This is a genomic window from Halomicrococcus pelagicus (assembly GCF_050954125.1).
On sequence record NZ_JBPBWC010000002.1, the window covers coordinates 370739 to 391327 of the forward strand.

The 20589-nt window shown below is 68.8% G+C and carries 18 protein-coding genes; 7 read left to right on the forward strand and 11 right to left on the reverse strand.

Going from position 1 to position 20589, the window contains the following annotated elements; all coding sequences use genetic code 11:
- The first annotated feature begins 4 nt into the window (after positions 1-4).
- On the forward strand, positions 5-1288 hold the full coding sequence (locus ACRYA2_RS06635; RefSeq protein ID WP_433625572.1) for an MBL fold metallo-hydrolase: 1284 nt from the start codon (positions 5-7) through the stop codon (positions 1286-1288).
- Positions 1289-1520: 232 nt separating this feature from the next.
- Here the strand turns inward: ACRYA2_RS06635 and gfo6 are convergent, their stop codons facing one another.
- The 5 genes from gfo6 to ACRYA2_RS06660 all read right to left on the reverse strand — a co-directional run bounded on the left by gfo6 (position 1521) and on the right by ACRYA2_RS06660 (position 4976).
- Positions 1521-2603, reverse strand: coding sequence for a D-xylose 1-dehydrogenase Gfo6 (gene gfo6 / locus ACRYA2_RS06640; RefSeq protein WP_433625575.1), 1083 nt, complete (start codon positions 2601-2603; stop codon positions 1521-1523).
- Positions 2604-2652: 49 nt separating this feature from the next.
- Entirely contained in the window at positions 2653-3063 is a 411-nt protein-coding gene (locus ACRYA2_RS06645; protein WP_433625578.1) for a Rieske (2Fe-2S) protein, read from the reverse strand.
- A 71-nt stretch (positions 3064-3134) separates the two neighbouring features.
- Entirely contained in the window at positions 3135-4178 is a 1044-nt protein-coding gene (locus ACRYA2_RS06650) for a YeiH family protein (protein WP_433625581.1), read from the reverse strand.
- Entirely contained in the window at positions 4175-4300 is a 126-nt protein-coding gene (locus tag ACRYA2_RS06655) for a hypothetical protein (RefSeq protein ID WP_433625584.1), read from the reverse strand. The genes ACRYA2_RS06650 and ACRYA2_RS06655 overlap by 4 nt, the downstream gene beginning before the upstream one ends.
- A gap of 214 nt (positions 4301-4514) precedes the next feature.
- Positions 4515-4976, reverse strand: coding sequence for a DUF8215 family protein (locus ACRYA2_RS06660; protein ID WP_433625586.1), 462 nt, complete (start codon positions 4974-4976; stop codon positions 4515-4517).
- 132 nt (positions 4977-5108) lie between these two features.
- Between ACRYA2_RS06660 and ACRYA2_RS06665 the strand changes: the two genes are divergently transcribed.
- Positions 5109-5804: a DUF7119 family protein gene (locus ACRYA2_RS06665; RefSeq protein WP_433625589.1), complete on the forward strand. Its 696-nt coding sequence runs from the start codon at positions 5109-5111 to the stop codon at positions 5802-5804.
- Here the strand turns inward: ACRYA2_RS06665 and ACRYA2_RS06670 are convergent.
- Positions 5801-7120, reverse strand: coding sequence for a M20/M25/M40 family metallo-hydrolase (locus tag ACRYA2_RS06670; RefSeq protein WP_433625592.1), 1320 nt, complete (start codon positions 7118-7120; stop codon positions 5801-5803). The genes ACRYA2_RS06665 and ACRYA2_RS06670 overlap by 4 nt on opposite strands.
- Positions 7121-7260: 140 nt before the next feature.
- On the opposite strand from ACRYA2_RS06670, the gene ACRYA2_RS06675 reads away from it, so the two are divergent.
- Positions 7261-7527, forward strand: coding sequence for a MarR family transcriptional regulator (locus tag ACRYA2_RS06675; protein ID WP_113277173.1), 267 nt, complete (start codon positions 7261-7263; stop codon positions 7525-7527).
- Between the two features lie 18 nt (positions 7528-7545).
- Here the strand turns inward: ACRYA2_RS06675 and ACRYA2_RS06680 are convergent, their stop codons facing one another.
- Positions 7546-9396, reverse strand: coding sequence for a PINc/VapC family ATPase (locus ACRYA2_RS06680; RefSeq protein ID WP_433625595.1), 1851 nt, complete (start codon positions 9394-9396; stop codon positions 7546-7548).
- A gap of 157 nt (positions 9397-9553) precedes the next feature.
- On the opposite strand from ACRYA2_RS06680, the gene ACRYA2_RS06685 reads away from it, so the two are divergent.
- Entirely contained in the window at positions 9554-9730 is a 177-nt protein-coding gene (locus tag ACRYA2_RS06685; RefSeq protein WP_433625598.1) for a hypothetical protein, read from the forward strand.
- A gap of 25 nt (positions 9731-9755) precedes the next feature.
- On the opposite strand, the gene ACRYA2_RS06690 is transcribed toward ACRYA2_RS06685, so the two are convergent.
- The 3 genes from ACRYA2_RS06690 to ACRYA2_RS06700 form a co-directional block, all read right to left on the reverse strand.
- Complete coding sequence (locus ACRYA2_RS06690) at positions 9756-10184, reverse strand: DUF5810 domain-containing protein (protein WP_433625601.1); 429 nt, start codon at positions 10182-10184, stop codon at positions 9756-9758.
- Positions 10185-10217: 33 nt separating this feature from the next.
- Positions 10218-10688, reverse strand: a complete 471-nt coding sequence (gene rimI, locus ACRYA2_RS06695) for a ribosomal protein S18-alanine N-acetyltransferase (protein ID WP_433625603.1) — start codon at positions 10686-10688, stop codon at positions 10218-10220.
- A 300-nt stretch (positions 10689-10988) separates the two neighbouring features.
- Positions 10989-12971, reverse strand: a complete 1983-nt coding sequence (locus ACRYA2_RS06700) for an aconitate hydratase (RefSeq protein WP_433625606.1) — start codon at positions 12969-12971, stop codon at positions 10989-10991.
- 203 nt (positions 12972-13174) lie between these two features.
- On the opposite strand from ACRYA2_RS06700, the gene ACRYA2_RS06705 reads away from it, so the two are divergent.
- The 3 genes from ACRYA2_RS06705 (at position 13175) to ACRYA2_RS06715 (ending at position 17155) form a co-directional block, all read left to right on the forward strand.
- Positions 13175-13657, forward strand: coding sequence for a deoxyuridine 5'-triphosphate nucleotidohydrolase (locus ACRYA2_RS06705; protein WP_433625608.1), 483 nt, complete (start codon positions 13175-13177; stop codon positions 13655-13657).
- Between the two features lie 185 nt (positions 13658-13842).
- Entirely contained in the window at positions 13843-15612 is a 1770-nt protein-coding gene (locus tag ACRYA2_RS06710) for a S8 family serine peptidase (protein WP_433625611.1), read from the forward strand.
- 238 nt (positions 15613-15850) lie between these two features.
- A complete protein-coding gene (locus ACRYA2_RS06715; protein ID WP_433625614.1) occupies positions 15851-17155 on the forward strand; it encodes an LVIVD repeat-containing protein in 1305 nt (434 codons plus the stop codon).
- Between the two features lie 515 nt (positions 17156-17670).
- Here ACRYA2_RS06715 and ACRYA2_RS06720 read toward each other — a convergent pair.
- On the reverse strand, positions 17671-20508 hold the full coding sequence (locus ACRYA2_RS06720; RefSeq protein WP_433625617.1) for a S8 family serine peptidase: 2838 nt from the start codon (positions 20506-20508) through the stop codon (positions 17671-17673).
- Positions 20509-20589: the final 81 nt, after the last annotated feature.

Sequence of the window (20589 nt, forward strand, 5' to 3'; positions counted from 1 at the left end):
GACGATGAACGTCGAATTTCTCGGCGGTGCGCGCGAGGTCGGTCGGAGCGCCGTCCTCGTCGACGACTCTCTCCTGCTGGACTACGGAATCCTGACGGGGAACCCGCCGCAGTTCCCGGTCGGGGACGTCGACCCGGACGCCGTCGTCGTCTCGCACGGCCACCTCGACCACGCCGGGGCCGTGCCCGCCCTGCTGTCGGGTGACGACCGCCCACCGATTCACTGGACGCCGCCGACCCGGGAGCTCACCCTGACGCTGGCCCGCGACACCCTCAAACTGCACGGTGTCTCCGGGAGCGGAGCGACCGGAGGCTCGCGGCGTCGCGGACGCCGCGGTGGAAGCTACGACTGCCCGTTCACCGAGGCGGAGGTCGAGCGCGTCACGCAGGTCTCCGAGACGCACGGCTACCGCGAACCGTTCGAGGCGGCGGGCTACGAGGTCACCTTCTACGACGCCGGCCACATCCCGGGGAGCGCGCACGTACTGATCGACGACGGCGAGACGCGACTGCTCTACACCGGGGACTTCCACACGGAGAACCAGCGTCTGCTCTCTGGAACGACGGCGCGCCCCGACGCGGACGTGGTAGTCTGCGAGAGCACGTACGCCGACGTGGCACACGACGACCGCGCCGCGGTCGAGCAGCGGTTCGTCGAGAGCGTCGAGACGACGCTCTGGGAGGGCGGCACGGTCGTCGTCCCCGCGTTCGCCATCGGACGCACCCAGGAGATGCTGCTCGTCTGCGAGGCCCACGACGTCCCGTGCTACGTCGACGGGATGGGCAAGCAGGTGACGAAGATGCTTCGCCGGCATCCGGAGTTCGTGCGCGACGCCGACGCTCTTCGGCGGGCGAAATCCCACGCCCGGTTCGTCACCGGCCGCGACGGCCAGCGAAAGCGCATCGCCGACCAGAACGCGGCCATCGTCACCACCAGCGGGATGCTCTCCGGCGGCCCGGCCATGACCTACATCCCCGAAATCCGGCGGAACCCGACGAACATGGTCACGATGACCGGGTACCAGGTCGAGGGGACGCCCGGACGCGATCTGCTGGAGACCGGGAGCGCCGAAATCGACGGGCGCGTGATGCCAGTCGGCGCGCAGGTCGAGCAGTACGACTTCTCGGCGCACGCGGACCACGACGGCCTCCGGTCGTTCCTCGACTCCTACCGGGACGCCGAAATCCTGGTCAATCACGGCGACGATTGTGAGGCGTTCGCCGAGGAGTTGCGGGAGGACAGGGTCGACGCGAGCGCGGCGGAGCTCGGCCGCAGCTACGCACGGTAGTTCGTCGAGGCGGAACGGCTTCGGCCGTTTCAGAAGAGGCCGACGCCGGCGCTGAAGACCCACTCGGACAGGCCCAGCACGACGTACTACAGCCTGACGGAGGAGGGAGCGCGCTCTGTCCCGTCTTCGACGACATCGAGAACTGGGCCGACAGTTGGCTCTGACGGAGTCAGACTCCCGTCTTCCCCTCTTCGTCGGCGCGGCGCTTCCGGTCGAACTGCGGGCTCGTCCGTTAGAGGTCGACGCGCCGTCCCGTCTCGGCCGACTCGTAGACCGCTTCGACGACCTCCACGTCCGCGAGGCCGTCACGGCCGTCCGGTTCCGGCTCCGTCCCGGTGAGGACGCAGTGGGCGAAGTAGTCGAACTCCTCGGTCGTCTCGTTCACGAACGGTCCCGTGTACTCGACGGTCTCCTCGCCGCGTTCGAGCGTGACGGTCGGGGTCACGCCCGCGTCGAACGCGGGATTCACCTGCACCTGTCCCTCGGTGCCGACGAGTCGCAGTCGGTCGTCCTGCTGGGCGTCGTAGCTGGCCGTGCAGGACGCCGTCGCGCCCCCGGGGAAGGTCAACAGGAAGGCGACGTGTTCGTCGACGCCCTCGAACGCCGCGTCGGGCGCGTGCGTCGTCGCCTGGACGGCGACCGGGTCGGCGTCGAGGAGGAACCGGCTCGCGTTGAGGGGGTAGACGCCGACATCCATCAGCGCGCCGCCGCCGGCGAGGTCGGGGTCGAGCCGCCACTGGTCGGCGTCCGCGTTCTGGTCGAGGATGTGTCCCGTGAACCAGGCGTGAATCTGGACCGGGTCGCCGACCGCGCCGTCGCGGACCAGTTCCCGGACCCGGCGCATCGTCGGCTCTACCTGCGGTCGGTAGGCGACCACCAGCGTCACGCCCGCGTCGTCGCAGAGTTCGACCATCTCCCGCGCCCGGTCGGCGCTCACCTCCATCGGCTTCTCGCAGACGACGTGCTTGCCGAGGCGAGCGGCCGTTCGCGTGTAATCGAGGTGGAGGCCGTTCGGCCCGCCGACGTAGACGGCATCGAAGGCGTCCGACCGCTCGCCGTCCTCGAAGGCGTCGTAGTCGAGCGTCACGTCGACGCCGTACTCGCGGGCGACCGCCGACGCCGTCTCCGGCGAACCGCTGACGAGCGCGGTCACCTCACAGAGGTCTGCGTTACGGACCGCCGGCAGCACTTCCGACCGCGTGAACCGGCCGAGACCGACCAGCGCCAGCCGGACCGTCCCCTCGTCGGTCGTCTGCCAGTCGCGTTCGGCGACGTCGGTGAAGTAGCCGTCCATGTCCTGTCCGTCCGTCCCCATCGCCTAAAACGAGGTGGCGGGCGCGAGGCGTACCGCCGGCCCGGAGCGTTCAGAACGTCAGGTGCGAGGAGGTGCCGGGCGCGTCGTCGTCGATGCCGCCGTCGTGGAGGTATCGGCAGTCGTCGTCGACAAGGTACACGTCGCCGTCCTCGACGGTCACGTCGACGGCGACGAGCGTCGACCCCGCGGCCTTCCCGTTGTCGCAGTGACCGGTGCAGGCGTCGAACATCGACCCGTGTTTCGGACAGATTATCTCGCCGTCCCGCATCGCGGCACCGAAACCGCGGTCGAGTCGCTGGTCGGTCTCGTGCTGACAGAAGTTCTTCCACGCTTCGACGCAGTCGTCACCCCGGACGAGAACGACCTCCTCTTTTCGCCCGTCCTCTTCCCGCACTGTGAACAGGAGGGTCCCGTTCTCGGGGATCGCTTCGACCGCCGCGAGGCGTGATTTGACGCCCATGGTCGCGTGTCACACGCCCGGTAATTAACCGTGTCCATCGGTTCGGTGGGGTCTCGCCGGGCGGACGACGGTCACGGGCCGAACGCGGTTCGTATCGCGACGAGCGAGACGCTGCTGACGAGGAGGAGGGCCGTCAGGACGACGGCGACCGGTCGGAGGCCGGCGTCCCGAAGGTCGTCGAAGTCGACCGTGAGACCGAGGCCCGCGAACGCGACGAGGAACAGCCACTCGTACGCGGTCGTCAACTGAGCCGTCTCGACCCGCGAGAACGCGCCCGCGGACGACAGGGCCACGACTGCGAAGAATCCGACGACGAACTTCGGGAACGACCGCCAGAGGAGCGCGAGCTTCGACCGGCGCGTCGTCCGCGGGGACGACGCGTCGCCGGACGGCCCGTCGACGTAGTACAGCGAGTAGGCGAGGACCAGTCCGCCGAGCAGCAGGTTCCGTGCGAGCTTCGTCACGGTCGCCCACCGTCCCGCGGCCTCCGACACCGCGAACCCCGCCGCGGTCACAGGCCCGGTGCTGAACATCGTCAGGCCGGCCCAGACGCCGAACACGCGGTCCGAGAGCCCGAGGACGCCGCCCAGCGCCGGATAGACGAACAGCGTCAGCAGGTCGAAGAGCAGGACGGTCGCCGCGGCGTAGGCTATCTGGTTCTCGTCGGCCCGGACGCTGCCGCTCACGCCGACGACCGCGGAGACGCCGCAGATGCCGGCCCCCGCCGCGAGCAGCGACCCGAGACGGCGCGGAACGTCGAACAGCGTCCGGGAGAGCCCCTCGACCAGCAGGACGGTCGCCGTCACGCCGACCACGACGACGAGCGCCAGCGTCGGCCCCGCGTCGAGCAGGGCGCCGAGCGTTATCCGTGCCCCCATCAGGACGATGCCGGTCTCCAGCCAGAGCTTGTTCGTCTCCACGCCCGGGAGGAAACTTGCCGGAACCCCCACCGTGTTCGCCACCAGCGCGCCGACGGCGACGGCGGCGATGAGAGGGTCGAGATACGGCACCGCAGCGCCGATCAGTCGCCCGGCGAGGCCGACGACGACGAGTGCGGCCAGCCCCGGCAGGTACGCCCGCAGCGGCGTCGCCTCGTCGCTCGCGGCGGCCGTCACGGGAGCGCGACCCCGAACTGAACCGCCGCGATGAGGAGACCGCCGAGGGCGACTGCCTTCCATCCGCGGTCGAGCCTGCGCCATCGGTCGAGCGACGACTGGAAGAGTGGTGGGCCGAGCATTGCCTTCGGGCAGTGGTTCGAACTGCCGGCGTATAAGTTGGCGGCAAATCGCTCCGAGATAGCGGCAACATGGTCCGGTAGCTGCAAGCCGACGCCCGTCGTCGCCCCGACGGGCGTCTCGGCGGACGTTCGTCGCCTCGCTGCTCGCGGCGGACGAGCGGTTCGTCGGCAGCGCCGGATGCGTCTCCGCCGAGAAGCGACGCCGTCGCGGCCGCTATCGGCCCGACCGGCGAGCGCCGAGCGCGGCGACCAGTCGGGGGAATCCGGCGGCAGCGGCCAGAGCGACGAGCGTCGCTACCGCCGCGGTGACGACCGGCGAACCCAGCGAGAGGTCCACCGCCGCCCCGGCGTACGCTGCGGCGAGGACGACGGCGTTGTAGTAGACGAACCGGACGGCGACGAGCACCGGGGAGACTGGCGGCCACCGGCCACCGAACCGGTCGTCCCGCATCGTTCCGGTGGCGAGCACGAGCGTCGCCCAGACGAACATCGCGGCGTACTTCAGCGAGACGTTCGGCTCGGCGTCCATCAGCGAGAGCAGGGCCGGCAGCGCGAGAAACGTCACCTCCCCGAGCGCGAAGAAGACGTCCTCCAGCCAGCGCTCGACTCCCTCCTTCTCGTCGCGCGCACGAACCTGCCGTTCCTGTGTCGCGTAGTCGGTGCTGGCTCTCGACACGGCGCGAGTTTCGGCGTCGTCCCACATAAAAATACGGCGCGCGGCGGCCGCCCCCCGCACCGACGACCGCGAAAGAGGGAGTAATCACCCGAACCACCCCCTTTTTGCCGTCACCACTCCAAAGGAATCTCCATGACCGACGACTGGGGTAACGAGAGGTCGACCGACGACTGGGGCGACGAGAAACCGCCGACGGACCGCGAGTCGCCCGTCGGCGAACCCGTCGTTCGCGGCGACGCGTCCGTCACCGGCGAGCGCGCCGAGGAGGCGAAGGCGTTCGACCCCGACGACCCCGAGAGCGTCGCGGCGGCCGCGGAGACGGTCCACGCGTTCGCGACCGACAGCGCGGGCGACGAGGACCAGGTCTTCATGCTCCGCGGTGCCGCGGCCTGCGCCGCGCTCGTCCGCGCGGAAACGTCGTACAAGGGGGCCGCCGAGCGCGCGGGCGGCGACGTCAGCGTCTCGTTCATCCGGAAGTGGGCGCGGGTTCACGACCTGCCGCAGTCCATCCGTCGCCACGTCGCGCTGGGCCACATCGCGCCGACCGCGGCCAAGCACATCGCACGCGTGGGCGGCGACGCGCGCTTCCACCTCGCGTGGGCGACGCTCGACGGCGATCTGACCGTCCGTGAGGTGCGCTCCGTCGCCAGCGCGGTCAACGACGGCGTCCCAATCGAGCGCGCGCTGGCGGACCACGGCGTGACGCCGGGTGAAGTGACGCTCTCGCTGCCGCCCGCGGCGTACCGGGAGCTCCGGCGGGAGGCCGCGCTCGCCCACGACGACCCGGGCGAGGTCGTCGCTCGCGCGCTCAAGGAGTACCTCGACTAGCCCAGGAACGTGCGTGCGGCGTCGGCGAGCACCTCGCTCGCCGTCAGCACGTCCGGCCAGTCTATCGTCTCGTTCGGGAAGTGCGCCTGCTCGATAGTGCCCGGGCCGAACACCGCCGTGGGGATGCCGGCGGCGACGTAGTGACGCGAGTCCGCACCGTACGTCGCTCCGCGCGGGGCGGCGTCGAGGTCCCGCTCGGCCATGGCCGACTGGAGTGCGGCGACCACCGGTTCGTCGGGAGATATCTCGGCCGACTCGAACTGGATGGAGAAGCGCTCGAACGACGGGGGATGCTCGCGGAGCCACTCGTCCTCGTCGACGACCTTGGCCAGTCGCCGCTCGTACGCGGCCTCGACCTCCGCGACCGACTCGCCCGGCGCGACACCGATGCGGACCTCCGCTTCGAGCGTCGCGGGGACGGACGACGACCACGTGCCCGCGCTGACGGTGCCGAACGTGACCGGCCACGGGACGGGAAACTCCTCGTAGAGGGGATGGTCGACCGACTCGCCGCGCTCTCCCTCCAGGGCTTCGAACGCCCGCCGGATGCGCTCGAACCGCGGCAGGACGCTCTCCCCGCGCCAGCGCGTCGCGGCGTGCGCGGAGCGACCCGTGAGTCGCAGGCGCTTCATCACGGTGCCCTCGGTGGCGACCACGGGGGTGAGGTCGGTCGGTTCGGCCACGATGGCCGCGTCGCGCTCGAAGGGGTAGGGGTTCGAGAGCGCGGCCGCGGCCGCGCCGATGCCGCCCTCCTCCTCGCCGACGACGCTCTCGACGACGAGGCGTCCGTCGAGGTCCGCGCGGTCCGCGCGCTCGGCGAGGCGGCGCGCCGCGAAGACGCAGGCCGCCAGCCCGCACTTCATGTCGGCCGCGCCGCGGGCGGTCAGCGTCGGGTCGCCGGACTCGTTTTCCCCCCAGGTCGGCTCGAAGGGGTCGGTGTCCCACGACTCGCGGGCGACCGGCACCACGTCCGCGTGCCCGTTCAGCACCAGCGTCGGGTCCGAATCGTCCGTCGAGCGTCGCTCGACGCTATCCCCGAACTCCAGAACCCCCGCGACGCTCGGGCGCTCGTCGAGGCCGGGGCCGCCCGCGCTCGCCTCGGTGTTCTCGACGGCGTCGGGGTCGTCCGGGAACGACGGATGTTCGGCGAGCGCCGCCGCGTCCGCGGTCCACTCGTAGGTCTCGAACCCCCACTCCTCGAGGCGGTCGACCAGCCACGCCTGGGCCGGGCCCTCCTTCCCGCCCGTCGTGTCGAACGCGAGCAGCCGCTCGGCGAACGCGCGCAGTTCGTCTTCGGTCTCGTCTGCGAACTCCATGGGAAGACCGTCGGGCGAGGAGGGCTAAAACCTCCGGTCAGCGGCGGGGAGCGCCGACGGGCGGTCGTCGGCCCCGACCGGTGCATGTCACAGTGTCTCAATAGTTTTATGCTGCTGGCCTGTTTCGATTCGTAACGATGATGTCCCAGACACAGCGGGAGGAAATCGACGACCTGCCCCCGAGCGCGAAGCTCGTGTTCAAAGTTCTGGAGTACAAGGGATCGCTCACGCAGAAAGAGATAGTCGACGAGTCGATGCTGTCGGCGCGGACGGTGCGGTACGCCCTCGAACGTCTGGAGGACATCGGCGTCGTTGAGGAGGACATCTACTTCGCGGACGCCCGCCAGAATCTCTACGAGATAACGGTGCAGTCCGACGCCGACGCCGAGTGCTGCGCCGACGCCTGACCGCACCGTTCGGCGCTCTCAGGACGTGACAACCGTTATCTGTCGTTCCCTGTCGATGGCGCGCTCCAGTTCCTCGGCGATGGCGCTGCCGCGCGACACCTGGATGTCGCCGCCCCGACCCACTGTCGCGGTGAAGAGGTACTCGCCGTCGGCCTGGACCTCGACCGTCTCGCCGGCGTGGCCGTCGATGGGGATGACCACGTGGCGCGACGTTATCTCCGGCGTCACGACCTCGCCGCGCGGCTGGGCCGCGTTCGCGCCGGCTCCGCCCGCGCCCGAGGCGGACGAGGGTTTCTCGTCGTGGGTTCGCACGTCGATGTCGATGCCGAGACGGTTCTCGATGTCCTCGATGCGGCCGCCGCCCTTGCCGATGACGTAGGAGATGTCGTCCTCCTCGACGTACACCGTCGCGTTGTTCTGGCCCTGGAGGTCCACGTCCACGCGGCCGCGGGCGACCGACTGTATCTCGCGCTCTATCTCCTGGCGCGCGAGGGCGTCGACGCCGCCCTCGTCTCCCTCGCCCTCGTTCAGGGGGACGGTGACGACCTGGCGGTTGAACGTGTAGATCTCGTACTCCGGCCGGCCCGTCTCGAAGTCCTCGATGAGGATGACCGGACGCGCGAGGTCCTCCTCCATCAGCCCCTCCGGCACCTTCACCTGGGTCGTCACGTCGTACACCGTCTCGACCTCGCCGGCCTCGATATAGACGACGGTGTCGACGATCTGGGGAATCATCCCGAGTTCGACCCGGCCGACGAGGCGCTGGAGCGCGTCGATGGCCCGCGTGGCGTGGACGACGCCGACCATGCCGACGCCGGCGAGGCGCATGTCCGCGAACACCTCGAAGTCGTCGGTCTTCCGGACCTCGTCGTAGATGGTGTAGTCGGGGCGCACCATCAGCAGCGAGTCGGCGGTCTTCTCCATCTCGCCCCCGAGTTCGGTGTACTGCGTGACCTCCGGGCCGACCTGGAGGTCGCGGGGCTTCTCCATCGTCTTCACCGCAAAGTCGCTACCGGCGAGGAACTCCGCGACCGCCTGCGCGAACGTCGACTTCCCAGCGCCGGGCGACCCGGCGATGAGGACGCCGCGCTGGCGCTCCATCAGGCGCTCTTTGAGTTCGTCGGCGAACTCGTAGTCCTCCATGTCGGTCTTGACGATGGGCCGCACCGCCGTTATCTCCCAGGCGTCGGCGAACGGCGGTTCCGCGATGGCGATGCGGTAGTCGCGGAACTGGACGATGGTCATCCCCGGCTCGTCGAGTTCCACGAACCCATCGCTGCTCTGCTTGGCGACCTGGAGTATCTCCTCGCCGTACTCCTTCATCTGCTCCTCGGAGAGCTCCTCGTCGCCGATCTCCTGGTAGTGCATGTCGCCGATCTCGCCGCGCTTGGCCATCGGGCGGCTCTCGGCGCGGAGGTGGACGCTCATCGTCGTCTCGTCGAAGTAGTCCTCGATGCTCAGCCGACCGACGTCGCGGGTCTTCGGCGCGACGTACTCCACCTCCAGACCCTTCGCCGCCGCGACCTCGCTCTGGACGAGGTCGCTGGTGAGGAAGACGGCGTCGTGGTCGGCGGCGAGTTCGCGGATGACCGCGTCTATCTCGCCGCGGTGGGCGTACCCCTTCTCCTCCGGACCGGGGCGTTCGCCGACGTACTCCAGTTCTATCTCGCCGCCGTCCGCGAGGTCGGCGAGCCGCTGGAGCTCGGAGAGGCCGTCCCAGCCGCTCTCCATCCCCTCGTTGGCCTGCGATTCGAGTTCGCTGACGACCGCCTCCGGGACGAGCACGGTCGCTCCGGCGAAGTCGCCGGCGTCGACTTTCTGCGAGATGCGTCCGTCGACGACGGCGCTCGTGTCCGGCACTACGTTCATGGGTGTCTCTTCGGACGGTGTCCTGATAAGGGTTTCAGCGGCGGGCGGCGTGTCGGCGGCCGACCGGCGTGCGACCGCGCGACGACGGGCCGGACCAGTCCCGAAGCAAGGTCCGTAGCGGTCAGGTTTTTGCACTCCCGGTTCCTAACGAACGTCGATGCGCCACGACCACCTCGTCCTCACCGTAGACGCCGACACCCGGAAGCGGATAGAGGCCGACTGCGACGACGAGACCGTCGACGAGTGGCTCCGCGACGCCGTCGAACGCAAACTCGACGCCGACGAGGACGAGTACGAGGGAAGCTACGAGTTCGTCGACGACTGCGCCATCTGACGCCCGGCGGCCGGACCCGACCCGGTTACTCGTCGTCGGACTCGCCCGCCCCGGAGTCGTCGTCCTCCTCGGAGAGCATCTCCTCCGTCATCTGGCGCGCCTCCGCCAGAATCCGCTGGGCGTCCTCGTCCATCGGTCGCCCTCCCTGCGCCCCGGCCGTCCGGCCGTACCCGCCGGCGCGCTGGAGTTCGTCCTCGAAGAGCGCGTCGTCTCCGGCGTGGTCGTGGTCCGTCGGTCGGGTGTCCTCGAACACCTGCGGGAACTCCGTCTCCGCGACCCGGTCAGTGATGGTCGGCGCGAGTTCGTCGGGCCCCTGTTCCTCCCAGCCCGGGGCGTGTTCGTCGAGCCACGCCGCGTGTTCGTCGTCGCCGAGCATGGCGGTGAACGCGAGGTGGTTGGCGAGATGCTCCCCGTCGGACTGGGGCGTCTCGCAGACCGGACAGGCGTATCCCATGCTCGCAGGTAGCGGCCGCGGACTGAAAACCCTTCAGTTTAGCTCGACCACCATCACCAGCGCGTCCTCGCCGTCGTCGTAGTAGCGCGGCACCGTCCGGAGGTACTGGAAGCCGAACTCGCGGTACAGGTCGATGGCCGACTCGTTGCTCTCCCGGACTTCGAGCTTGACGCTGTGTGCGCCCCGGGACTCGATGCCCGCCAGCGCGCGTTCGAGCAGCTTCGACCCGATGCCCTCGCCCCGCCGGGACGGGTGGACCGCGATGTCCTTGACGTGTCCGAGTCCCTGTCCGTGGTTCGGCACCACGTCGGCGACGATGTACCCGACCACCTTCGCGTCGTCCTCCGCGACGAGGAACGTCGACTCGTCGAGGTAGCGTTCGAACGCCGAGAACGGCCACGGCTGGTCGAACGACGCCTTCTCGATGCGGAAGACGGCGAGTAGGTCCGGCTCCTCCGCGGAGCGGATGGAGATGGTGTCCGCCGCGCTGGCGGTTGTCGTCACACGTATGTCTTCGACGCGGGGGAATAAATGATTCATGCCCCACCGCTACCGCGTCGCGGCCAGCGTCCCGCCTCGCTCGCGGCTGCAGTGGTCGACCACCCGCGGGGATGCCGCCTTCGCGCCCGCACGGCGACGTCTTCCCGTTCCCGTCCCACCGACGCGAGAACTATCGCGGGCCGCGAGCGTGCGGCGAGCGAGGCTGCCGCTGTAGACCGTCGGCGAAAGAAGAGTCGCTTTTCCGCACTCGGGGCGCACAGCGGGGACGCCAGTCGGCGCGTGCCGCCGTCGGTGACCGTCGCGTCAGTCGTCGGCGGGCGTCGCGCCGCTGCCGCCGGACTGGGCCTGCTTCTTCGTGTGCGCCAGCTTGCCGCCGTCCGCGAGGATTTCGCGCTCGCGCTCGGAAGCGTCGAGGTAGGCCGTCGCTTCCCAGTCGTCGTTCACGCGAACCGTGAACTCCTCCTGGCCGGAGCGGACGGCCTCGGCCACGTCGTCGACGATTTCGACGTCGTCGCCCTGCTCTATCTTCTCGTAGGTCTCCTCGTCGATGGTGAGCGGGATGAGACCGAAGTTGAACAGGTTCGCCTTGTGGATGCGGGCGAAGCTCTGGGCCAGCACGCCCTCGACGCCGAGGTACATGGGGCACAGCGCCGCGTGCTCGCGGGAGCTACCCTGTCCGTAGTTCTCGCCGGCGACGAGGAAGCCGCCGTCGGCGTCCAGCGCGCGCTCGGCGAACGAGTCGTCGACGCGCGAGAGAGTGAACTCGGAGAGCTTCGGGACGTTCGACCGGTACATCAGGATGTCCTGGGTTGCGGGGATGATGTGGTCGGTCGTGATGTTGTCGCCCATCTTCAGGAGGGCCGGCCCCTCGAGGTCGGCCTCCATCGTGTCCTTCAGCGGCACGTCGCCGATGTTCGGACCCTTGACGAGTTCGTCGTCGACTGCCTCGTCGGGCGAGATGAGGTCGGGGTCTTCGCCGCCGGTGTCGTACCGGTCGCCGAGTTCGAAGCCGGGGTCCTCGAGGTCGCCGAGTTCGTCGGCGAGGTCGCGCGGGTCGACGATTTCGCCCTTGAGGGCCGCCGCCGTGGCGACTTCGGGCGAACAGAGGTAGACCGAGTCGTCCTCGATACCGGAGCGTCCCTCGAAGTTGCGGTTGAACGTCCGGAGGCTCACGGAGTCGGAGGCGGGCACGTGACCGATGCCGATACACGCGCCACAGGTCGCCTCGGAGAAGTTGACGCCGGCCGCCATCAGTTCGGCGACGTGGCCCTCGCGGGCGAGCATCTCGGAGGCCTGCTTGCTACCGGGCGCGACGATCATGTCCGTCTTGCGGTCGATGGTACGACCTTCGAGCATCTTCGCGGCGGGGAGGATGTCCTCGTACGCGCCGTTGGTACAGGAGCCGATGATGACCTGGTCGACCGACTGGCCGGCGACCTCGCGGACGGGCACCACGTTGTCGGGCATCGACGGCTTGGCGATGAGCGGTTCGAGGTCCGAGAGGTCGACGACGATTTCGTCGTCGTACTCGGCGTCCTCGTCCGGGCTCAGTTCGACGTACTCGTCGCCGCGACCGAGCGCGTCGAGGTACTCCTCGGTCTTCTCGTCGGTCGGGAAGATGGAGGTGGTCGCGCCGAGTTCCGTCCCCATGTTCGTGATGGTGGTGCGCTCCGGGACGGAGAGGCTCTCGATGCCCGGACCGGTGTACTCCAGCACTTTGCCGACGCCGCCCTTCACGGAGAGCCGCCGGAGCAGCTCGAGGATGACGTCCTTGGCGGTCGCCCACTCGGGGAGTTCGCCTTCGAGCCGGACGTTGACGACCTCGGGCATGTCGATGTAGTAGGAGCCGCCGCCCATCGCGACCGCGATGTCGATACCGCCCGCGCCGATGGCGAGTTCGCCCAGGCCGCCGGGGGTCGGCGTGTGGGAGTCGCTGCCGAGCAGCGTCTTCCCGGGTGCGGCGAAGTTCTCCTTGTGGACGTTGTGACAGATGCCGTTGCCCGGCCGGGAGAAGTGAGCACCGAAGGTGCCGGCCGCCGAACGGAGGAAGCGGTGGTCGTCGGTGTTCTTGAAGTCGAACTGGTACGTCTGGTGGTCGCAGTACTGCGCCGCCAGCTCGGTCTGGACTTCGTCCAGGTCCATGGCCTCGAACTGGAGCCAGACCATCGTTCCCGTGGTGTCCTGCGTGAGCACTTGGTCGATCTCGATCCCGATCTCCTCGCCTGTCTCGAGTTTCCCTTCGACGAGGTGGTCGTCGAGAATCTTTTCCGTCAGTGTCTGTCCCATAACGCGCGAATATCGACCCTCCTCGCGTATAAATCCCGCGTGTTCGTGTTACTTCGGAAACGGGTAAACTCCCGCGCCGGCTGGCAATACTCGCGGAAACGCCGGCCTGGAACGCCGCCGTCGGGAACGCCACCGTCGGTCGCCGGGAGGGGCCGACGCGGAAATCCGGCAAGGTTATACAAGGGGCGGGGGTGGGTTGGGTCATGTTCCGTAGTGGAACCTTCGTCGCCGAACGCATAGCGGAGACTGCCGACGAGCAGGTTCAGCCGAACGGCGTCGACCTGACGCTGGCGGCGGTGTACGAGCAACGCGACTCGGGTCGCATCGGGCGCGACGACAAGGAGGTGGGCGACCGACAGGAGATCGAACCCGAGCAGGTCGGCGAGAACGTCCCCGAGACGTACTACCTGCGCCGGGGGACCTACATCGTCCAGTACGGCGAGACCATCAGCGTCCCGGACGGCCACGTGGGCTTCCTCTACCCGCGCTCGTCGCTGATGCGCAACTCCTGTATGCTCCACACCGCCGTCTGGGACGCGGGCTACGAGGGCAAGGGCGAGGGGCTGCTCGAGGTCCACCACGACGTCGAAATCGAGCGCGGCGCGCGTATCGGCCAGCTCGTTCTCGCGGAGGCGGACCACGAGGGGACGTACGACGGCGACTACCAGGGCGAGAACGTCGAGTAACGCCGCCGCGACTTCTCCCAGCGTTCGGGTGTCTCCCCTACCGTCGGGAGCTCCGCGGTCGACGGACGAGCGCCGTCAGACGGTAGCGTCGGAGATCCGCTAGTACTGAAAAAATCCAATACCATTAAAAATTTCAAGTAACGGCGAATAATGTTTTCCTTCTTCTATAAGTTTGGACGACTACAATGGTGGACGTGAACGACCATGACAGACGTCGATTTCTGAAGGCGACGGGCGTGGCCGCCGCTGGGTTCGCGCTCCCGTTCAGCGGTACGGCAGCCGCCGGGTCCGGCGACGTGATAGACGACGCGTTCGACCTCTCGACGAGCGGACTGAAGGAGGCGCTGGTGGTGTTCACCTCGAACGCCCAGGTCGACCGCCTGCGCCACCTCGACCTGGAGGACGGCTTCCACGGGTTCGAGGTGCTCCCCATCGGTTACACCAGACTGACGAGCGACCAGATTCGGATCGTGGCGGACTGGCCGGAGGTGCGCTACGTCCAGAAGAACGTCGAACTGGAGTACCACAACGACGACGCCCGCGAGACGACGGGCGCCGACGCGGTCCACGGAGACTTCGGTTACACCGGGTCCGGTGCCCACTCGGTCGTCATCGACTCGGGCGTCGACGGCGACCATCCCGACCTCGGCGACGACCTCGTTCACAACTGGCGGTACGTCAACCCCCTCTCCAGCAGCGACGACACGACGTGGGAAGACGTCGGGGCCGTGGACTCCGACGACAACGGCCACGGCACGCACTGTTCCGGTTCCATCACCGGGTCGGGTAGGAAGAGCGACGGCAAGTACGAGGGGCTGGCTCCGGACGCCGACCTCACCGTCTACTCGGCGGGGCTGACCCTGCTCATCGTCAAGCCCGTCGCCGCGTACGACCACCTGCTCTCGCGAGTCCGGGCCGGCGAAACGGACGTACAGGTCGTCTCGAACTCGTGGGGCGGCAACAACGGCACCGACTTCGACCCCGACGACGCGGTCAACGTCGCCACGTGGCACGCCTTCAAGGAGGGCATCCTCCCCGTGTTCTCGGCCGGCAACAGCGGACCGGGCACGAACACGCTGAACCAGTACGCCACCGCCCCGCACGTCCTCGGAGTGGCCGCCACGGACGACCGGAAGACGGTGACCGACTTCTCTTCGCGCGGGCGCTCGCCGGACTACGACGGCCCGACGAACTACGACCGGAAGAAGGCGCTCGACAACCTCCGCGAGTACCACGCCGCGGACAAGACCGAGACGGAGGTCGACGCCGGGTCCTACTCGGGGACCGTGGACGTCACGGGCAGCGAGTACCACCGCTGGGACGCCCCGAAGAACGCCGGATACGTCGAAGCGACGCTGTCGTGGACCCCTAGCGTCGAGGACCTCGACTTCTACCTCCACGAGGGGAGCAAGGACGGCGACGTCGTCGCCTCCAGCGCCTCGTTGAACGAACCGGAAGCGCTCGCGGGACAGATAGCGGGCGGCGAGACGTACTACTTCGAAGTCCGTCCGTTCATCGACGTGGTCGCCGACTACGCCATCGAGTTCACGGCCTACGAGGGCATCAACCGCGACGTGACGCCGATGGGGCTCTACCGCAACGGCGTCGGCGCACCGGGGAAGCTCGTGATGAGCACGCTCGAACCCGACGACCCCCTGCAGGCCTACTACGAGGACACCGAGACGTGGTACGGCCGCATCAGCGGGACGAGCATGTCCTGCCCCGTGACGGCCGGTGCCGCCACGCTGCTCGTCGACGCCTACTACCAGAATCACGGTGAGTACCCCGACCCGATAGACGTGCTAAACACCGTCGAGGCGGAGGCCGAGGACGTCCACGACAGCTACACCGTCGAGAGCATCGGTGCCGGCTTCGTCGACGCCTACGACGCCGTCCGGCGGGCCGAGTCGGGCGACTGGAGCACCTTCGGCACCGTGAAACTGGTCGACGACTGACCACGGTGACGGCCAGGCGAACGTCTCACGGACGCAACCAGCGCGAACGACGCACCTAACGCCACGAACACGTGACGAACGACTGCACCACGCCGACGGACGCGACGAGACGCACAGTGCTCGCGGCGCTCGGCGGCCGACGGACCCGCGCTCGCAGGGCCGGCAGGCACGTATCGCGGCGACGTGAGCGACGCGGTCGGCGAACTGCTCGACGAACGACCCGAATTTCACCACGACCATGACTTTCGACAGACGCAGCTTTCTCAAAGCGACGGGAACAGTACTCGGAACCACCGCACTCCCTGCCGGTGCAGCATCGGCCTCGGAGTGGCGCTACGAACTCGTCGGCGAGGCGCTCGACCCGGGGACACAAGAGGTCGACGTCCAGGGCGACTACGCGTACACCGCCCAGTCGGCGAGCATCGCCACGGTCGACCTCGGCGACCCGTCGACGCCGCTGCTCGCGGGGACCGCTACCGGCGAGGGCACCGACAACGTGGACGCGAAGGTCGACGGCGACGTCGCCGGCCTCGCCAACGACGGCGACCCCGGTGGCGTCACGTTCTTCGACGTGAGCGACCCGACGACGCCGACGAGAGTCTCGTTCTACGAGGCCGCCAGCGGCGTCCACAATCTCTTCATCGACGGCGACTACGCGTACCTCTGCATCAACGACGACTTCGCGCACTCGCGGATGGTCGTCGTGGACGTCTCCGACCCGGCGAATCCCGTCAGTCTGGAGGGCGACGAGCGCGGCTCCGGCGGCGCGTGGATGCTCCGGGACGCCCACGAGGACATGGCGGAGGCGGGCGTCAATCCCATCCACGACATCTGGGTCCAGAACGACCTCGCGTACATGTGCTTCTGGGACGCGGGCGTCGTGGTCGCCGACGTCTCGGACCCGACCGACCCGACGGCGGTCGCCCACTTCGGCGCGGCCGACGACGCCGGCGAAAAGCCGGCGGACACCGCCGAACGGTACCGGCGCTACCTCGGCGGACACGAGACCAACGCACACTACGTCCAGCCGACGCCCTCGGGGGACTACACCTTCGTCGGTGCCGAGACGTTCCCCGGTCCGTTCGAGGACACGGTCGTCCCGGGCGACCACGGTGGTATCCGCGTCTTCGACACGAGCGACGTCTCGGCGGCGTCGACGCCGTCGAACCCCTACGCGGACCACGTCGCCTACGTCCCGGCGCCCGAACAGCCCGACGGTGCGCTGTCGACGAGCCACAACTTCGACGTGACCGACTCGAAGCTGTTCGCCAGCTTCTACCAGGGCGGTGTGCGGACGTACGACATCGACGACCCGACGGACCCCCAGGAACTCGCGGCGTTTGCGCCCGACGGCACCGCCTACTGGGGGGCACGGGTCCTGCCGACGGACGGGCCGAGACACTACACCGTGGGCAGTGACATCGGAAAAGGGTTGACCGTGCTGGAACTCGAACACGAGACGCCCGGAACGCAGAACTGGGAGACTGACGAGGAACTCGGTCCGTACGACGTGCTGGAGCCGACGATGCAGAAGCCGCTGTAACCGAACCGACCGCCGGGGACGTCCACGCCGACGACACCCCGTGGAGCGTCGGCACTGGATTCATCCACGCCGACGACGCCGTGGCGCGTGCGGAGACCGGTACCCTCGCGACGGCCGGCGACGAGTCTCGTCGACCGCTGCGCTCCAGAGCGATATAGCTATAATTCCGTCTCCCGTACGGGCGTCCGATTGCCGTGAGCGAACCCGAAGCCGACGAAATAGTAGAGCAGTGTAGCAGCTGTGGCAGTCAGGTGCTCGGCGTCTACATCGAGGACGGACGCTGTCCCGACTGCCGCGAGTGAGTTCGGGACTTTTTTCGCCGCGTCGTCCGGTAACCCCTCCGTCGCCGAGCGGAGCGTGGAAGCGTCGCCCGCCGACCGGCTGCTCGACGTCACGGAGCAGTGAGGTCTCGCCGGTCGTCTTCGGCACCGTTCGTCTGCTGAACCAGTTCGCTTCGGCGGACGTTGGAATTACCCGGAGTTGGATGCGACGAGTCGGGCGGTGGTTCGTGGTCGCTACGTGCTCTTGGCGACGACCGTGTTCGCGTCGCTCGTGCCGCTCACGTCGTACCACGTGCTGGAACCGTCCGGCCGCGCCTGGACCGGCCCGAACGTGTACCGGTTGCTCTGGGCGGCCTCGGCCGGGGCTTCTGCGAAGTAGGTGACCGAGAGGTCGTCGCTCGCGCCGGGCGAGAAGTAGACGTACTTCACGCCGCGGTCCGGGTTGTGTTCGACCCGCGCCACGTCGCCGTAGTCGGTCTCGACGCCCCACTCCTCCGACACGACGTCGCGGACCTGGACGGCCTCGTTGGCCGTGACGTCGAGGTCTATCTGGTCGGTCTGGCCGCCGGTGAACACCGAGCCGTCGTCGGTTCGCGTGCCGGAGACGACGAAGTCCCGCGTCACGTCGAATGAGAGGTCGACGTGGGCCTGCACGTCGTCGCCGTTGACGGCTCCGGGGGCGTTGACGAGTTTCGCGACGACGAAGAAGTACTTCGACTCGTCGGTCGTCACCGACACCGACGGGGAGCCCTGGAGGCCGGCGTCCCGGGCGACGACGTTCGGTTCGCCGTGCTGGGCGGGGTTCTCGGCGTCGTAGACGAACAGGTCGACGTGCGGGTCGCCCTTGGTCGCGCCGGCGTTCCCGCCGGAGTAGTGCGAGAAGTCGACGCTCACGTCGAACGCGCCCCGGCCGCAGCGGACGAACCCGGCGACGGCACGCTCGTCGTCGGGAATGTTCAGGCCGAAGACGTCCGAGATGGTGCCCTCGGTTATCTCGCGCGTGACGGCGTCGACGGCCGGCCCGGGGTTGAGCCGTCCGTACCCCTCCCACGGGTCGCGCCCGCCGAAGTCGTACTCGGGAGCCTTGACGCGGTGGTACGGCGTGGCCGTGAACGCCGTCTCGGTGGCCGTGGCCAGCAGCACCTGCTTCAGCGCCATCACGTCGTCGAACGTCGTATCCTCGGGAGCGGGCAGCGAGAGCGAGTCCGGAGCGTCCTCCTCCATCGCCTGCGCCACGAGTCCGGTCGCGCCCGTCGTGAACGGCGTCGCCATCGAGGTGCCGGCCTTGCCGGTGTAGTCCCGGATGGGGTCCTGGTCGCTCTCGGGCGCGTCGGCGAGTCCCGTCTTCGCCGCGTTGACGAGGTCGGTGACGTACCCGCCCGGCGCGGTCACGTCTGGTTTCATGTAGGCGTCGTCCGGTTCGGGCGACGTGAAGTCGGCGTCCTCGTCGACCCCGGCGACGCCGCCGCTGGAGTACGCCGAGATGCCGTCGAGCGGGCCGGTGGCGACCACGGAGACGCACTCGTCGGCGACGGCGGGCGACCCGTTACCGTTGACGGGCGTCGCCGCGTTGCCCGCCGCGGCGAGCGTCAGCACCCCGGCCTCGGCGATGTCCTTGATGGCGTTCGGAATGGTGTCGAGCGTCCCGGCCGCCGCGCCGAGTGGCAGGCCACCGGCGTACCCCCACGACATGTTGACCGCGCGGAGGTTGAACACGTCAGAGAACTGGTCGGCCTGGTCCGCGAGGTCCTCGGTCGGCGCGGAGAGTCCCTGAAAGCAGACGAGGCTCTGGTCCGGCGCGACGCCGGTGTGCAGCGCCTGGTCGCCGCCGGCGGTCCGGTCGCCGACCGTCGCGTCGGGGTCGACGAACGCGCCGACGCTCACCGTCTCGACGTAGGCCGCCGTCGCCGTCTCGCCCCCGGCGGTCTGGACGTAGACGGTGTACGTGCCGGACCGGTCGGCGGGCGCTTCGACGACGTTGTTGTCGAGCGTGCTCGCGTCGCTGGTCGTCGCGGAGGTGTCGCGGGTCTCCCCGTCCGGCCCCTCGATGCGCAGGTCGATGAGGTCGCCGTACGCCGACCCGTAGACGCCCTCGCCCTGCTCGGCCTCGACCTCGTAGGCGAGTGCGTTCCCGGTCACGGCCGAGAGGGCGGTCCGCGGTTCGTCCTCCCGGACGCGGTCGGGGTCGATGGCGGTCGCGCGACCGCTGTCGCCCATGATGGACGAGCAGTGGGTGCCGTGGCCGTTCGGGTCGCGCGGTCGTTCGTGGTAGCCGTAGCGCGACCCCGGGTCGTACCAGCCGACCGTCTTCGGCGTGTCGGGCGTCGTCTTCCCACCGACGAAGTCGAACACGACGCTCGGGTCGTACGTCTCCACCGTTCCGGAGATCTCGTAGTACGTCCCCGATATCTCGTAGGTCGTGGTCGTGTTGACGTACACTTCGACGACGAGTCGGTAGGTCGTGCCGGCCTCGACGGGCGCGGACATCGTCTCAGGCATGCTCGCCGTGGCCGCGCGAGTGACCGTCTGCCAGCCGTCAGTGACCTTCTCGTCGAGGCGGAACTCCAGGTCGTTGACGGCGTCGACGTTCGGCGACCACGACAGTTCCGCGTCGAGTTCCGCCACGCCGCTCGGGGCGGTGAACTCGTGGTACGTCTCCTCGCCGGTGGCGAAGGTGCCGGGACCGACCGTGCCGGAGAACGACTCGGCGTCGCCGGTCTTCTCCCGCTCGACGTCGTTCTGGTCCGGCTTCGTCAGCTTCACCTCGCCGTCCTCGACGAACGCCTGGACGCCGTTCCACGGACCGACGCCGGGATGGCGCGCGTCGAGGCCGCTGTCGGTCAGACCGACGGTCCGGTCCTGTCGCCCGCGATAGCCCCGCTTCCAGACGTTGCTCGCCTCTCGGGCGCGCCAGTTCAGGAACTCGTCGCTCGCTCCCGCGTCGCTCGCTGCGCTGACGCCGTGCGCACCCACGCCGAGTGCGCCGGCGCCGGCGAGCGCGCTACTGACCGCGAGAAACGAGCGACGGGTCAGCGGGTGGTTCTCTTCGTCGTCCAGGAAGTTCGTTCCCATGTACCACGGAAAGTTAATAGAAAGTAAATGAATTGTGGCAGAACCGTCAAAACGTACAATCCTGATAGCCGGTTGATGTTA

Excerpts from the sequence above, each read along its gene's own strand:
- gfo6 (WP_433625575.1), bottom strand. The coding sequence starts at position 2,603 with ATGGGGACGGACGGACAGGACATGGACGGCTACTTCACCGACGTCGCC.
- ACRYA2_RS06715 (WP_433625614.1), top strand. The coding sequence starts at position 15,851 with ATGACTTTCGACAGACGCAGCTTTCTCAAAGCGACGGGAACAGTACTC.
- ACRYA2_RS06645 (WP_433625578.1), bottom strand. The coding sequence starts at position 3,063 with ATGGGCGTCAAATCACGCCTCGCGGCGGTCGAAGCGATCCCCGAGAAC.
- ACRYA2_RS06690 (WP_433625601.1), bottom strand. The coding sequence starts at position 10,184 with ATGGGATACGCCTGTCCGGTCTGCGAGACGCCCCAGTCCGACGGGGAG.
- ACRYA2_RS06700 (WP_433625606.1), bottom strand. The coding sequence starts at position 12,971 with ATGGGACAGACACTGACGGAAAAGATTCTCGACGACCACCTCGTCGAA.
- ACRYA2_RS06685 (WP_433625598.1), top strand. The coding sequence starts at position 9,554 with ATGCGCCACGACCACCTCGTCCTCACCGTAGACGCCGACACCCGGAAG.
- ACRYA2_RS06705 (WP_433625608.1), top strand. The coding sequence starts at position 13,175 with ATGTTCCGTAGTGGAACCTTCGTCGCCGAACGCATAGCGGAGACTGCC.
- ACRYA2_RS06720 (WP_433625617.1), bottom strand. The coding sequence starts at position 20,508 with ATGGGAACGAACTTCCTGGACGACGAAGAGAACCACCCGCTGACCCGT.
- ACRYA2_RS06675 (WP_113277173.1), top strand. The coding sequence starts at position 7,261 with ATGTCCCAGACACAGCGGGAGGAAATCGACGACCTGCCCCCGAGCGCG.
- ACRYA2_RS06655 (WP_433625584.1), bottom strand. The coding sequence starts at position 4,300 with ATGCTCGGCCCACCACTCTTCCAGTCGTCGCTCGACCGATGGCGCAGG.
- ACRYA2_RS06710 (WP_433625611.1), top strand. The coding sequence starts at position 13,843 with ATGGTGGACGTGAACGACCATGACAGACGTCGATTTCTGAAGGCGACG.
- ACRYA2_RS06635 (WP_433625572.1), top strand. The coding sequence starts at position 5 with ATGAACGTCGAATTTCTCGGCGGTGCGCGCGAGGTCGGTCGGAGCGCC.
- ACRYA2_RS06670 (WP_433625592.1), bottom strand. The coding sequence starts at position 7,120 with ATGGAGTTCGCAGACGAGACCGAAGACGAACTGCGCGCGTTCGCCGAG.
- ACRYA2_RS06680 (WP_433625595.1), bottom strand. The coding sequence starts at position 9,396 with ATGAACGTAGTGCCGGACACGAGCGCCGTCGTCGACGGACGCATCTCG.
- ACRYA2_RS06665 (WP_433625589.1), top strand. The coding sequence starts at position 5,109 with ATGACCGACGACTGGGGTAACGAGAGGTCGACCGACGACTGGGGCGAC.